The organism is Allocatenococcus thiocycli, from assembly GCF_921292965.1.
GTDB lineage: Bacteria > Pseudomonadota > Gammaproteobacteria > Enterobacterales > Vibrionaceae > Vibrio > Vibrio natriegens.
The window spans coordinates 25,352-38,485 of record NZ_CAKLCK010000024.1 but is presented as its reverse complement, the minus strand read 5'-3'; the positions used below and the strand labels follow the sequence as shown (position 1 = coordinate 38,485).

At 46.6% G+C, this 13,134-nt stretch carries 13 protein-coding genes; 5 read left to right on the top strand and 8 right to left on the bottom strand.

The features are described from left to right. Window position 1: 1 nt before the first annotated feature. From frdC to frdA, 3 genes are read right to left on the bottom strand one after another with little or no spacing between them, the layout of a single operon-like run. Window positions 2–385 (bottom strand): fumarate reductase subunit FrdC, encoded by a 384-nt coding sequence (gene frdC / locus L9Q40_RS08635; protein ID WP_014233229.1) that lies wholly within the window; start codon window positions 383–385, stop codon window positions 2–4. Continuing rightward, window positions 382–1,128 carry a succinate dehydrogenase/fumarate reductase iron-sulfur subunit gene (locus L9Q40_RS08630; protein ID WP_014233228.1) on the bottom strand — a complete coding sequence of 249 codons (747 nt, stop codon included), beginning with the start codon at window positions 1,126–1,128 and terminating at the stop codon, window positions 382–384. Before L9Q40_RS08630 ends, frdC begins: the two co-directional genes overlap by 4 nt. Further along, the gene (gene frdA, locus L9Q40_RS08625) at window positions 1,128–2,933 is read right to left on the bottom strand and encodes a fumarate reductase (quinol) flavoprotein subunit (protein ID WP_065297478.1); all 1,806 of its coding nucleotides are present in this window, start codon (window positions 2,931–2,933) and stop codon (window positions 1,128–1,130) included. Before frdA ends, L9Q40_RS08630 begins: the two co-directional genes overlap by 1 nt. Before the next feature lie 448 nt (window positions 2,934–3,381). Between frdA and epmA the strand changes: the two genes are divergently transcribed. From epmA to L9Q40_RS08605, 4 genes are all read left to right on the top strand, one after another. After that, window positions 3,382–4,353, top strand: a complete 972-nt coding sequence (gene epmA, locus L9Q40_RS08620) for an elongation factor P--(R)-beta-lysine ligase (RefSeq protein WP_020336197.1) — start codon at window positions 3,382–3,384, stop codon at window positions 4,351–4,353. A 9-nt stretch (window positions 4,354–4,362) separates the two neighbouring features. Beyond that, entirely contained in the window at window positions 4,363–4,737 is a 375-nt protein-coding gene (locus tag L9Q40_RS08615) for a VanZ family protein (protein WP_498793048.1), read from the top strand. 21 nt (window positions 4,738–4,758) lie between these two features. Then, the gene (locus tag L9Q40_RS08610; protein WP_014233224.1) at window positions 4,759–5,394 is read left to right on the top strand and encodes a TetR/AcrR family transcriptional regulator; all 636 of its coding nucleotides are present in this window, start codon (window positions 4,759–4,761) and stop codon (window positions 5,392–5,394) included. A gap of 134 nt (window positions 5,395–5,528) precedes the next feature. Continuing rightward, entirely contained in the window at window positions 5,529–6,488 is a 960-nt protein-coding gene (locus L9Q40_RS08605) for a DHH family phosphoesterase (protein WP_498793047.1), read from the top strand. Window positions 6,489–6,556: 68 nt separating this feature from the next. Here the strand turns inward: L9Q40_RS08605 and L9Q40_RS08600 are convergent, their stop codons facing one another. The 5 genes from L9Q40_RS08600 to L9Q40_RS08580 form a co-directional block, all read right to left on the bottom strand. Continuing rightward, the gene (locus tag L9Q40_RS08600) at window positions 6,557–7,705 is read right to left on the bottom strand and encodes a murein hydrolase activator EnvC family protein (protein WP_031779273.1); all 1,149 of its coding nucleotides are present in this window, start codon (window positions 7,703–7,705) and stop codon (window positions 6,557–6,559) included. Between the two features lie 29 nt (window positions 7,706–7,734). Further along, window positions 7,735–8,556, bottom strand: coding sequence for a serine O-acetyltransferase (gene cysE / locus L9Q40_RS08595; protein ID WP_014233221.1), 822 nt, complete (start codon window positions 8,554–8,556; stop codon window positions 7,735–7,737). A 72-nt stretch (window positions 8,557–8,628) separates the two neighbouring features. Beyond that, window positions 8,629–9,666: an NAD(P)H-dependent glycerol-3-phosphate dehydrogenase gene (gene gpsA, locus L9Q40_RS08590; protein WP_014233220.1), complete on the bottom strand. Its 1,038-nt coding sequence runs from the start codon at window positions 9,664–9,666 to the stop codon at window positions 8,629–8,631. A gap of 210 nt (window positions 9,667–9,876) precedes the next feature. Continuing rightward, window positions 9,877–10,347, bottom strand: a complete 471-nt coding sequence (secB, locus tag L9Q40_RS08585; RefSeq protein ID WP_014233219.1) for a protein-export chaperone SecB — start codon at window positions 10,345–10,347, stop codon at window positions 9,877–9,879. A gap of 206 nt (window positions 10,348–10,553) precedes the next feature. Then, a complete protein-coding gene (locus L9Q40_RS08580; protein WP_498793046.1) occupies window positions 10,554–10,988 on the bottom strand; it encodes a rhodanese-like domain-containing protein in 435 nt (144 codons plus the stop codon). 552 nt (window positions 10,989–11,540) lie between these two features. Between L9Q40_RS08580 and gpmM the strand changes: the two genes are divergently transcribed. Beyond that, window positions 11,541–13,073 carry a 2,3-bisphosphoglycerate-independent phosphoglycerate mutase gene (gpmM, locus tag L9Q40_RS08575; protein WP_498793045.1) on the top strand — a complete coding sequence of 511 codons (1,533 nt, stop codon included), beginning with the start codon at window positions 11,541–11,543 and terminating at the stop codon, window positions 13,071–13,073. Window positions 13,074–13,134 lie beyond the last annotated feature (61 nt).

Genomic DNA, 13,134 nt, shown 5'->3' with positions numbered 1-13,134 from the left:
CTTACACCACGATGAGAACGATCAGTGAGATAAACGCGACCGCTGCCCACTGAGTCAGTACGATGATATTCTTACCTACAGGTTTGCCTTTTAGGCGAATTGGCATCACCTGCGGCATCATGCTGAAGAAGGTTTGTGCGTGGAACAGGCTTCCAAGTAACGCAACGATGTTGATCGCGACTACAATTGGGTTTGCCATGAACTCTAACCAGCCTTGCCAAGCTTCAGGCCCTTTCACTAGTGAACCCAGGCCGAAAGTCAGGAAGATGGTGAATAGAATCAGTGGCAGTACCGTCGCTTCACGTAACATGTAGAAGCGGTAGAAAGGATGGTCCTTCCACCAAGTGCGTTTTACTTCACGAACGTAAGGTTTACGGTTACTCATCCTTCTGCCTCCTGAGGTTTCAGCATCGCAATTACGAAGTCCATAGAAGACTCTACTTTGCCTTGGTTTACTGCTGCTGCAGGGTCAACGCTCTTTGGACAAACCTCAGAACAGTAACCTACAAACGTACAACCCCAAGCGCCATTCTCACCGTTAATCAGCTTCATACGCTCAGCTTTACCGTTATCACGACTATCTAAGTTGTAACGGTGCGCCAATGTCAGCGCTGCCGGGCCGATGAACTCTGGATTAAGACCGAACTGCGGACACGCTGCGTAACACAGACCACAGTTGATACAGCCAGCAAACTGCTTGTACTTCGCCATTTGCTCTGGCGTTTGCAAGTTTGTGCCGTCTTCAGGTTTACGGTCGTTACCAATGATGTAAGGTTTGATCGCTTCAAGACGCTCGATGAACGGTGTCATATCGACGATCAAATCTTTCTCAATCGGGAAATTCGCTAATGGCTCGATTTTCAGACCATTTTGGTAGTCACGTAAGAAGCTCTTACAAGCTAGCTTAGGCACACCATTAACCATGATGCCGCACGAACCACAGATCGCCATACGACAAGACCAACGGTAAGACAGATCTTTGTCTAGGTTATCTTTGATGTAACCAATCGCGTCGAGCACAGACATTGTTTCATCGAAGGGTACTTCGAAAGTTTGTAAGTGCGGTTCTGCGTCTTTTTCTGGGTCATAACGCAGAATGTCTACTTTCTGGATGCGGTTTGCTGACATTATGCTTGCTCCTCTGCGTTCTTCGCTGCTTCTTCTGCTGCGGCTTTTTCTGCAGCTTCACCGTATAGACGCGCTTTAGGCTGAGACTTAGTAATGGTTACATTGCTGTAGTCGATGCTAGGCGCTGCGTCTGGTTGATAGAAAGCAAGTGAGTGTTTCAGGAAGTTCACGTCGTCACGTTCAGTGCAGCCATCATCGAGACGTTGGTGCGCACCGCGAGATTCTTTACGCAGGATTGCAGAGTGAACCATCGCTTCTGCCACTTCTAGGCCGTAACCGACTTCGATTGCGTACAGAAGGTCAGTGTTGAACACTTTGCCTTTGTCTTTGATGCTAATGCGTTTGTAACGTTGTTTAAGTTCCGTGATCTTATCGATGGTTGCTTGCATCAGATCTTCTTGGCGGTAAATACCACAACCCGCTTCCATGGTGTGGCCCATTTCGGTACGGATGTCTGCCCAGTTTTCATCGCCTTCTTGGTTCATTAGGCTGGCAATGCGTTCTTCAACAGCTTTCACTTGAGCTGCGATAGCGTCGTCGTTCCAGCCTTTGAATTCTGCTGCACGTTTCACTGCGTTTTCACCTGCAACTCGGCCAAATACCACGAACTCAGCCAGAGAGTTAGAGCCAAGACGGTTCGCACCATGCAGACCAACTGACGCACACTCACCAACTGCGAATAGACCTTTAACGCGAGTCTCACAACCACCATCAGTTTCGATGCCACCCATGGTGTAGTGGACGGTCGGACGAATTGGAATTGGTTCTTTTGCAGGATCAACGTTCACGTAAGCTTTTGCTAGCTCACAGATGAAAGGTAAACGTTCTTGTAGGTACTCTTCACCAAGGTGGCGAAGGTCTAGGTGCACCACGTCACCCAGTGGATGTTTGATGGTGTTGCCTTTCTGTTGCTCATGCCAGAAAGCTTGAGAAACTTTGTCACGTGGACCCAGTTCCATGTATTTGTTTTTCGGTTGACCCACTGGAGTTTCAGGGCCCATGCCGTAGTCCTGTAGGTAGCGGTAGCCGTTTTTGTTGACAATAATACCACCTTCACCACGACAACCTTCTGTCATTAGGATACCTGTGCCTGGTAGGCCAGTAGGGTGGTATTGAACAAATTCCATATCACGTAGCGGAACACCGTGACGGTAAGCCATTGCCATGCCATCGCCCGTTACGATACCGCCGTTGGTGTTACAGTGGTAAACACGTCCCGCGCCACCAGTCGCAAGCACAACAGATTTCGCTTTGATGGTGACCAACTCACCTTCAGACATGTGAATGGCGATTAAGCCTTGTACTTCACCATCGTCAACAAGCAGATCCAACACAAAGTACTCATCAAAACGTTTGATGTTGCTGTACTTCATTGAAGTTTGGAATAAGGTGTGAAGCATATGGAAGCCGGTTTTATCCGCTGCAAACCAAGTTCGTTCAACCTTCATACCGCCAAAGCGGCGAACGTTAACTTCCCCGTTCTCTTTACGGCTCCAAGGACAACCCCATTGTTCCATTTGGATCATTTCGCGGGTTGCGTTTTCTACAAAATATTCAACGACGTCCTGTTCACATAGCCAGTCGCCACCGCCAACCGTATCGTTGAAGTGGTTATCTAAGCTATCTTCATCCTTGATAACTGCTGCTGAGCCACCCTCCGCTGCGACCGTGTGTGAGCGCATAGGATAAACTTTAGAAATCAGAGCGACTTCTAAATCTGGGTTTGCCTCTGCCGCTGCAATAGCAGTACGAAGACCAGCGCCGCCAGCGCCGATGACTGCGATATCTGTGGTGATAATTTGCACAGTTATCCTCCAGTGAGTAATTGCGGAAATCCGCTTGTTATTGTGATTGTGAGGGGTTCTCGAAGAGAAGCTCCCCGAAAGTAGTAGAGATTAGTGTAGTGGAGCTGTATGAGATAAATATTGATGTAATTAGGTTTTTTCTTTGGTAATGCACTTAAGAGCATAAAAATTACAGGTTATGTGATTACTATCACGGCGAGAATATTTGTAACCTCTAACTGAAATTATTGAGTGTTAATGGAGTGTTGCTTGTTGTTGGCGAGGTTGATAACAGGTTTTGTGGTGAGTGTTGATTTTGCTTTGTAGTACGAAAAATCTTGGCTTCATGTTGCTTTGTCGCACAGTAAAAACCGGTCTTTAAAAGCGAATGAAATCGTTTCTCGCCCCAAAGTAAAAACATGTAGAATGTGGGCTTTAGCTGCTAGCCCTAAGCTTTGAGATACTTGTTATGCAAACCAATTGGCAACCGACTGCTTCCATTGAACAACTTCGTCAACGTGCGGCGTTGATCGCCACTATTCGCCGATTTTTTGCCGAGCGACAAGTGATGGAAGTGGATACGCCTGCCATGAGCCACGCGACGGTGACGGATATTCATTTGCATACCTTTCAAACCGAGTTTGTTGGCCCTGGCTACGCTGACGGCAGTAAGCTGTTCTTTATGACCAGTCCCGAATTCCATATGAAACGTTTATTGGCGGCGGGTAGTGGCTGCATCTACCAGATCAATAAAGCGTTTCGCAACGAAGAGAATGGCCGTTACCACAATCCAGAATTCACCATGCTGGAATGGTATCGAGTTGGTTTTGACCATCATCAGTTAATGGATGAGATGGATGAGTTGCTACAGCGAGTGCTGAAGTGTGGCTCGGCTCATCGTATGACGTATCAGCAGGCGTTTCTTGATGTTCTTGGCGTGTGTCCGCTTGAAGGCTCAATGTCAGAGCTTAAAGTTGTCGCCGGAAAGTTGGGGCTGAGTGATATTGCTGATCCGGAAGATGACCGCGATACTTTACTGCAACTCCTGTTTAGTATTGGTGTCGAAAGTAAGATTGGTCAGGATGCGCCTGCGTTTGTTTATGACTTTCCTGCATCGCAAGCGGCATTAGCAAAAATAAACCCTCAAGACAGCCGTGTCGCTGATCGCTTTGAAGTGTATTTTAAAGGGATAGAGCTCGCTAATGGTTTCCATGAGTTAGACAATCCTAAAGAACAACTTACGCGTTTTGAGCAAGACAATGCGAAACGCTTAGAGATGGGTTTGAAGCCTCAGCCGATTGACTATCATCTTATTGCGGCACTAGAGGCTGGGTTGCCGGACTGTGCTGGCGTAGCGTTAGGCGTTGATCGACTCATCATGTTGGCATTAGGCTGTGATCATATTGATCAGGTAACAGCATTCCCGTTCCCTATTGCATAAGGATATCCCATGAACCGAACGGTTGGACGTTTGATTATTTGCGGTTGCGCTGTTGTGATTGCGTATTTATCGCTCAGCTCAGGAGAGCTACAAAAGTGGGGGTCTTTTACTTACCTCGATAAGCTACAACATTTAATGGCATACTCGAGTTTTGCTTTTGTTGCTTGTTGCTGTGTTCGTCATTGGCGAAAACGCTGGATAGTGGCAATTAGTATCCTGTTGTTCAGCGCGGTGATTGAATGGCTACAAGGTTATGTCGGTAGAGAAACCTCTTGGTTAGACCTTGTCGCTAATGGCACGGGGATTCTGACTGGTCTGCTAAGTTATCGTATTTGGAGCCTCTATCGACCTAGGTTGGTGAAGTCGCTATACTCGATTCGTTAAAGAAAAGGGAATACGATAATAATGAAAACGCGCGACAAAATAGTCTACGCGGCACTGGAGTTGTTTAACCAACATGGTGAGCGAAATATCACCACTAATCACATTGCCGATCACATCGAAATCAGTCCAGGTAATCTTTATTACCACTTTCGCAATAAGCAAGAAATCGTCCGCGAAATTTTTGCGCTTTATTCAGCAGAACTTTTAGAAAGATTTACCCCCCTTAAAGGCTCTCAAGAGAGTCTGACTATGCTGAAGAGTTACCTAGATTCGACCTTTACGCTGATGTGGAAGTACCGTTTTTTCTACGCCAATTTACCAGAGATTTTGTCGCGTGATGAGCAACTTCACGAGCAATACATCGAGGTGCAGGACAAACTGCAAGCCAATCTGATTGCGATCATGCAGGAATTCGTTGCCCTCAAATTGCTGAACGTTGATCAGCAGCAATTAACATCTTTGGTATGCACGCTGCATCTCATCGCTTGTAGTTGGTTGTCTTACCAATCTGCGATGCTACCTAAATCCAACATTACCGAGCAAATGGTGCGACAAGGCATGCTTCAGATGATAAATGTTGTAAAACCACTCGCAACGGAGCAAGGGTTGGAGCAGCTGTTACTGTTGGAAGATGGCGTAAGTGCTATGCAGGGCTAATGGCGTATTATTTTAAGCTTAATTTCATTTTCGAATCGTAACTTGAGTTGACTTGTGGCACGCGCAGCGCACAATAGTTACAAACCTCAATTTATACCTGAGCAAAGTTATCTCGATAAAGGAATTATCTTTCAATGAATTACGACATATTTAATGGTGATGCGGACGGCATTATCGCTCTGCTGCAACTGCGCTTAGCTGATCCTCTGGAAGCCAAATTGGTAACGGGTGTAAAACGCGATATCAAGCTGGTGGAAACCGTGGATGCGCAAGCGGGTGACGAGCTGACGGTATTAGACGTTTCGATGGAAAAGAACATGGCAGGTCTGGAGCATGCTTTAGCTCAGGGCGCTCATGTTTTTTACGCCGATCACCATAAAGCGGGTGACATTCCACAGCATGGCAACTTAGATGCGCACATCGATCTCGATGATGCTAATATGTGTACGGCTTTGATTGTCGATAAACTGTTGCAGGGACGTTTTCATACCTGGGCTATAACGGCAGCGTATGGTGATAACCTGATTGCTAAAGCTGATGAACTGGCTGACCTTGCTGGCTTTTCGGCAGAGCAGAAAGCGCAACTGAAAGAGCTGGGCACGTTGATCAATTACAACGGCTATGGTTCGAAGGTTGACGATCTACATTTTCATCCGGCGGATTTATATCAAGCATTGATGAAATATACTTCGCCATTTGATGTCATTGCAGATGCGTCTTCTCCATTCTACTTGCTGCAATCGGCCTATCAGCAAGATATGGATGCCGCCCAAGCGATTCCTGCCACCCATGAAAGCAATAAACTGAAACTGTTCGAGCTACCAGACAATGCGGCTTCACGCCGTATCAGCGGGGTTTATGGCAACTGGTTGGCGAACCAAAACCCAGATTCAGCTCATGCTGTTTTAACCGAAAACGTAGATGGTACTTATACGGTATCACTGCGCGCTCCATTGAATAACAAGCAGGGTGCAGTAGCGGTTTGTGGACAGTTCCCGACAGGCGGTGGTCGAGAGGCTGCGGCGGGAATCAATGCGTTAAGCAAAGATGATGTGAGCGCATTTATTGATGCGGTTGAAACGTATTACGCGTAACGATTTAGAGTCATTCATTTGTGTAAAAAGGAGCCATCGGCTCCTTTTTCGTTTTAGGCTATTTTTACTTACAGGCGCTTTAACCAGGATTTCGGGTTTTGTGCTTCGCTGTTACGACGAATCTCAAAGTAAAGGGATGCTCTGTCTTGGCCCCCGGTATCACCAGCAAGAGCAATAACCTCACCAGCTGTCACTCTATCGCCTTCTTTCTTCGTTAGTGCCTGATTGTATCCGTAAAGGGTCATGTCTCCTTTACCGTGGTCGAGGAGTACCACTAATCCATAACCACGTAAGTACTCGGCAAAGACGACAGTACCGGGATAAACCGCTTTGACTTGCTGGCCATAGTTGGCGGATAACACCATGCCTTTCCAGTTAACCTGACCAGTCTGACGAGTGCCGAAGTTATGCAGAACACTACCTGTTATTGGCCAAGGCAGTTTACCGCGTTGCTTACCTAAACCATCCATTGGTACCGCATTGCGTTTAGCGGCTTTAGCTATTTCGGCTTTGAGGCGGGTTTCATTACGCTGCAACTCTGCCAGATAGCGTTTGTCGTTAGTAATGCTGCCCTGAATTTTACTCAGCGTTTGTTTACGTTTCGACTGCGTACTTGCCAGCGCGGTACGCTTTTCGGATTGCTGTTTTAGCAGGGTTTCAATTTGCTCTTTTTCCAGCTCAAGTTGGTTCTTATTATGTTCCAGCTTTTGAGTGGTTTGGGTAATGGCATCAATGATTTCGGAGCGCGCTTTTGCCAGGTGCTGAAAGTACTGGCTGATACGATCTTCTTCGACGCCCTGATTGAGCAAGTGCCCATTGGCTTTAGCACGCTCAGTCACGTAATAGGTTTGCAGAAGCTGTTTCAGCTCTTCTTCCTGCGCCTGACGCTGACCCTCTTGTAAGGCGATCTTTTCTTCTAAGTTATTGATGTTTTTATCGGCTTGAGTGAGTTCTGCTTTGGTCTGTTTGATCTCTCTTTCTAGAGCTGAGATCCCCAGCTCTTGGTCTTTCAGAGATTTTTGCAGTTCATTCAGTTGCTTTTCTTGAGAGGTGAGGGCTTTCTTCTGGCGATTGATTTCGCTGGAGACCCCTTTCAACTCTTGCTGACTCACAGCAGAAGAGGTGAGAGGGAACGTGGCAGATAAAGCACAAGTTAATAAAATAGCCGAGCGGAGCACAGGATGATTTTGTTTTCGCACTTGAGAGTTACCTACCACATTGTTGTTATATAAAAATTAGAGAACGATTAAATACCATCTCCATGGATAAAGCTTTGAGATTTGCCATTGAAGCCCTGGTCCATATCGAGTGATGGCTTATCTGTTTTTGGTCGGCCCACGATTTTTGCTGGTACCCCTGCCACGGTCGTGTGAGGGGGAACCGGTTGTAGAACCACGGAGCAAGAGCCAATTTTTGCACCTTCACCTACTTCGATGTTACCGAGAATTTTTGCACCGGCACCGATCATCACGCCTTCACGGATTTTCGGGTGACGATCGCCGCACTCTTTACCCGTACCACCTAAGGTCACGTCCTGCAGGATAGATACATCATCTTCCACAACGGCGGTTTCACCAATCACGATACCTGTCGCGTGGTCGAGCATGATCCCACAGCCAATTCGCGCCGCAGGGTGAATATCCACCTGACACGCAACCGAAATTTGGTTTTGCAGATAGGTCGCTAATGCATGACGACCTTGTGACCACAACCAGTTAGCGACACGATATCCTTGCAGCGCGTGGTAGCCTTTTAAATACAGCAGGGGCATTGAGTACATAGAAACCGCAGGGTCACGATTCACTGTGGCACAAATGTCGCAGGCCGCACAGTCGGTAATGTTTGGATCGGCGATAAACGCCTCTTCAATTACCTCCCTCACTGCCATAGCAGGCATCGAGGCTGTGTCTAATTTATTGGCCAAAATGTAACTCAGGGCAGCACCGAGACTTTCATGCTTGATGATCGTCGCGTGGTAAAAGCTGGCCAGCATTGGCTCCTGCTCTGACATTTCGCGGGCTTCTGCAACAATTTTGTTCCAGACTTTTTGTTTTTCGCAGTGTTTCATTCTCAATATCCTGAGTAGTTCTTCTTCCGTGACCCGACAACTTATATTCTTCTCAGATGAGGCGTTAGGGTGCTATTTACCTTCAGACTTTTTGTCACGAGCAAGTAAATCTTGTGCTGCCAGGCGCGCGTCTTTTCCTTGATACAATACTTGATAAATTTGGTCAACAATTGGCATTTCAACACCCATACGTTGGGAGAGCATCCATACCTCTTTAGTGTTGCGGTAACCTTCCACAACCTGACCAATTTCTTCCTGCGCGGTATCGACGTCTTTACCTTGACCTAATGCCAAACCAAAACGACGGTTACGGGATTGGTTATCGGTACAGGTGAGCACAAGATCACCCAACCCAGCCATACCCATAAAGGTTTCTGGTTTCGCGCCAAGAGCGGCACCTAAACGGCTCATTTCGGCCAAGCCTCGTGTGATCAGTGCAGTTCGTGCGTTAGCACCAAATCCGATACCATCTGACATACCAGCGCCGATAGCAATGACATTTTTCACGGCACCACCAAGCTGCATGCCAATAAAGTCACTGTTGGCGTACACGCGGAATGTTTTGCTGCAGTGGATCTTTTCTTGCAGATCAGCAACAAATTCAGCATCTGGTGAGGCAACGGAAATTGCCGTTGGCAGCCCCATGGCCAGTTCTTTGGCGAAAGTTGGGCCAGACAATACCGCCAGCGAGTAGTTTTCCCCGATGATATCAAAGGCGACATCTTTTAAAAGACGACCGGTTTCTGGCTCTAGGCCTTTGGTTGCCCAGCAGATGCGCGTATCTTCACGTAGGAAAGGCTTACAGCTTTTCAGAACGATACCAAATACATGGCTCGGAACGACAACCAACAAGTCACGACTTGCTTGCACCGCTTTTTCCAGATCCGATTCGATAATCAGGCTTTCTGGAAAATCGATACCAGGTAAGAATTCGTGGTTAGCACGATCTGCTTCAAGGCGAGCCATGTGCTCTGGGTCATGACCCCAAAGGATCACGTTTGCACCGTTACGGGCAAGAGAAATAGCCAGTGAGGTGCCATAGGAGCCTGCGCCAATCACAGTCATTGCGATGTCTTTACCGTAAGCATTGTTGGTATTTGCTTGTGTCATGCTACCGCCTAATCGTTGTTCTACTAGTAGAATCTAGTTCATTATTGCCAGATTTTACGCTGTCTAGGGGCTAGGAACTAGGGTTTGTCTTGCAACTTATTCAGAAATAAAAAATGCACATCGCATCGCTCGGTGGACGCTTTGTGCATTTTCTTAGGTATGTGACACTTTCGGCTGTCTTCAAACCGACGTGTCACTTACAAATGTGAATTACGCTTCAGCTTCGCCTTCACTTTGTTGAGCTTGCTGTTGTAGGTAGTTCATGAACAGAGCGTCAAAGTTTACTGGTGCTAGGTTCAGTTGAGGGAACGTACCTTTAACCACTAGGCTTGAGATAGTTTCGCGAGCGTATGGGAATAGGATGTTAGGGCAGAATGCACCTAGGCAATGCGCTAGTTGGCCAGCTTCCATTTTTTCAGCTGTGAAGATACCACCTTGTTGAACTTCACATAGGAACGCTGTTTCTTCTTCGTTCTTAACAGTAACTGTCAGACGTAGAACGACTTCGTAAACGCCTTCACCAAGCTCACGGCTTTGAGTGTCTAGGTCTAGTTTAACGTCTGGGTTCCACTCTTTTTGAAAGACTACTGGAGAGTTAGGCGCTTCGAAAGAAACGTCTTTTAGGAAGATGCGTTGAATTGCGAAGTTTTGTTGTGCGTCTTGTGGTGTAGCTTCTGCCATTTTTAAATCCTTAATAAACATTTGTTGGGTTTAGAACGCCTAAACCCAGAAATCTGGTTTGTCCTGAGACTAACTGAGCAAGTTTACCGTGACTAGATGAAGCGTGTATTACGTGCAAAGCGTCACAACTTAGGGCTTCAACTGCTTTTTATTTGCTCAGTTTGTTATTCACTAGGCTCTCAATCGCGATGAAGGCGACCTTTGTACTACTTTTTACCGCGTACTAAAGGAAGATTCGCTTCATTCCATGCGATCAAACCATTCTTAAGTAGACTTACGTTTGTAAAGCCTGCTTTTGCTAGTAGGTTTGCGCTCTCCTGAGCGGTTTGGCCCGTCTTGCATACTAAGATGATTGGGTCGGATTTATGGTTTTCAAGGCTACCAAAGCTACCTGCTTTGATATCTGACGGTAAAATGTGAAGTGAGTCAGTGATATGGCCTTTTTTGTATTCATCTTGTGTACGAATATCCACCACAACACCGTTTTCACGGTTAATAAGGTGAGTCAGTTGGTTTACGTTGATTTCTTTGTATGCCGCTGTCGCTGACTTAACGATATTCAGGATAAATGCGATAAGAAGACCTACCCAAACCAAAGATAGAATCATGTTTTGTTGGAAAAATTCAATGTACTCTTGCATGTCTTGAGCTCTTGCACTGTTGGCGGAAAATTAAAGCAGGAGTATAGCGAGGTTAGGCCTCTTAGGCGAGAGGGTTAAAATTTTCTAACGAATAATTGAGATCTCTACAAATTCATCACGCCAGAATTACCCTGCCACTGGCCGCGGCTTTATTCATCAAGATTTCCTATTGTAGCTATTGGTCTAAGTGACTTCTGTTTTTCAGGAAAAGGAGAACAATAAGCGATAGGTTTTGTCTTTCAAGCAACAACACAGGTCTAAAACGCGACTTGCTTAGAAAGATCTACAGCCAAAATCGGTCGTAAAAATCGAATATAGACCGGGTGTACAAAGCTTGTGGGGAGTGACTATGCTTGTTGGACAGGTTTGCTGACAGAGACTCGTTGTTTCCTAAACTTGTAAGATAGCAACGATAAATCGCAAACAATATTTGATCTTACCCTACAGTTTTGGTTAAAAAGTGTAGTAAAATTACGCTAGTTTTGTTTCAGGGTTAGATGGGGCAGAGAAGCCCTACGCCAAAAAGTTACTAAATTTGATGAGGTCATCACTATGTCAGCTAAGAAGCCATTGGCTCTAGTTATCCTTGACGGTTACGGTTACCGTGAAGACACAGCAAGTAACGCAATTGCGAATGCGAAAACGCCAGTAATGGATGCACTGATTGCGAACAACCCAAATACTCTAATCTCTGCTTCAGGTATGGATGTTGGCCTTCCTGATGGTCAAATGGGTAACTCAGAAGTTGGTCACACTAACATTGGCGCAGGTCGCGTTGTATACCAAGACCTAACTCGTATTACTAAATCTATCGCTGACGGCGAATTCGCTGAAACACCAGCGTTGGTTGAAGCTATCGATGCAGCTGTAAAAGCTGAGAAAGCAGTACACATCATGGGTCTGATGTCTCCAGGTGGCGTACACTCTCACGAAGATCACATCTACGCAGCGGTTGAAATGGCTGCAGCTCGTGGCGCAGAAAAAATCTACCTACACTGCTTCCTGGACGGCCGTGACACGCCACCTCGCAGTGCAGAAAACTCGCTACAACGTTTCCAAGATCTATTCGCGAAACTAGGTAAAGGCCGCGTTGCTTCTCTAGTGGGCCGTTACTACGCAATGGACCGTGATAACAACTGGGAACGTGTTCAGGTAGCTTACGATCTTCTAACTCAAGCGAAAGCAGAATTCACAGCTGAAACTGCAGTAGCTGGCTTGGAAGCGGCTTACGCTCGTGAAGAAAACGATGAGTTCGTGAAAGCGACAGCAATCAAAGCGGAAGGCCAAGAAGATGCAATCATGCAAGATGGCGATGCTGTTATCTTCATGAACTACCGCGCAGACCGCGCACGTCAAATCACACGTGCATTCGTACCTGAATTTGATGGTTTTGAGCGCGAAGCATTCCCATCACTTCACTTCGTGATGCTGACTCAATACGCAGCGGATATCCCACTAGCAATCGCATTCCCACCTGCGTCTCTAGAGAACACGTACGGTGAGTGGTTGTCTAAGCAAGGTCAAACTCAGCTACGTATCTCTGAAACAGAGAAATACGCGCACGTGACTTTCTTCTTCAACGGCGGTGTTGAAAGCGAGTTTGACGGTGAAGAGCGTCAACTTGTTGCTTCTCCAAAAGTTGCAACTTACGACCTTCAACCAGAAATGAGCTCTCCAGAGCTAACTGAGAAGCTGGTAGCGGCTATTAAATCGGGTAAGTACGACACTATCATCTGTAACTACCCGAACGCAGACATGGTTGGTCACACTGGTGTTTACGAAGCGGCTGAAAAAGCGATCGAAGCGCTAGACGAAAGCGTGGGCAAAGTGGTTGAAGCTATCAAAGAAGCGGGCGGCCAGCTACTTATCACGGCTGACCACGGTAACGCAGAAATGATGGTTGACCCAGAAACTGGCGGTACTCACACTGCACACACCAACCTACCAGTACCTCTAATCTACGTAGGTGACAAAGCGGTTGAGTTTAAAGAAGGCGGTAAACTGTCTGATCTAGCGCCAACCATGCTTTCTCTGGCTGGTCTGGAAATCCCTGCAGAAATGTCTGGTGATATTCTGGTTAAGTAATTAACTGAAATGCAGAATGATAAAAGCCCGAGTTGATCTCGGGCTTTTTTGTTTCTGATGC

Bases quoted from the DNA above. Each gene is read 5' to 3' on its own strand.
- frdC (WP_014233229.1), bottom strand. From the start codon at position 385: ATGAGTAACCGTAAACCTTACGTTCGTGAAGTAAAACGCACTTGGTGG.
- L9Q40_RS08630 (WP_014233228.1), bottom strand. From the start codon at position 1,128: ATGTCAGCAAACCGCATCCAGAAAGTAGACATTCTGCGTTATGACCCA.
- epmA (WP_020336197.1), top strand. From the start codon at position 3,382: ATGCAAACCAATTGGCAACCGACTGCTTCCATTGAACAACTTCGTCAA.
- L9Q40_RS08615 (WP_498793048.1), top strand. From the start codon at position 4,363: ATGAACCGAACGGTTGGACGTTTGATTATTTGCGGTTGCGCTGTTGTG.
- L9Q40_RS08610 (WP_014233224.1), top strand. From the start codon at position 4,759: ATGAAAACGCGCGACAAAATAGTCTACGCGGCACTGGAGTTGTTTAAC.
- L9Q40_RS08605 (WP_498793047.1), top strand. From the start codon at position 5,529: ATGAATTACGACATATTTAATGGTGATGCGGACGGCATTATCGCTCTG.
- cysE (WP_014233221.1), bottom strand. From the start codon at position 8,556: ATGAAACACTGCGAAAAACAAAAAGTCTGGAACAAAATTGTTGCAGAA.
- gpsA (WP_014233220.1), bottom strand. From the start codon at position 9,666: ATGACACAAGCAAATACCAACAATGCTTACGGTAAAGACATCGCAATG.
- secB (WP_014233219.1), bottom strand. From the start codon at position 10,347: ATGGCAGAAGCTACACCACAAGACGCACAACAAAACTTCGCAATTCAA.
- L9Q40_RS08580 (WP_498793046.1), bottom strand. From the start codon at position 10,988: ATGCAAGAGTACATTGAATTTTTCCAACAAAACATGATTCTATCTTTG.
- gpmM (WP_498793045.1), top strand. From the start codon at position 11,541: ATGTCAGCTAAGAAGCCATTGGCTCTAGTTATCCTTGACGGTTACGGT.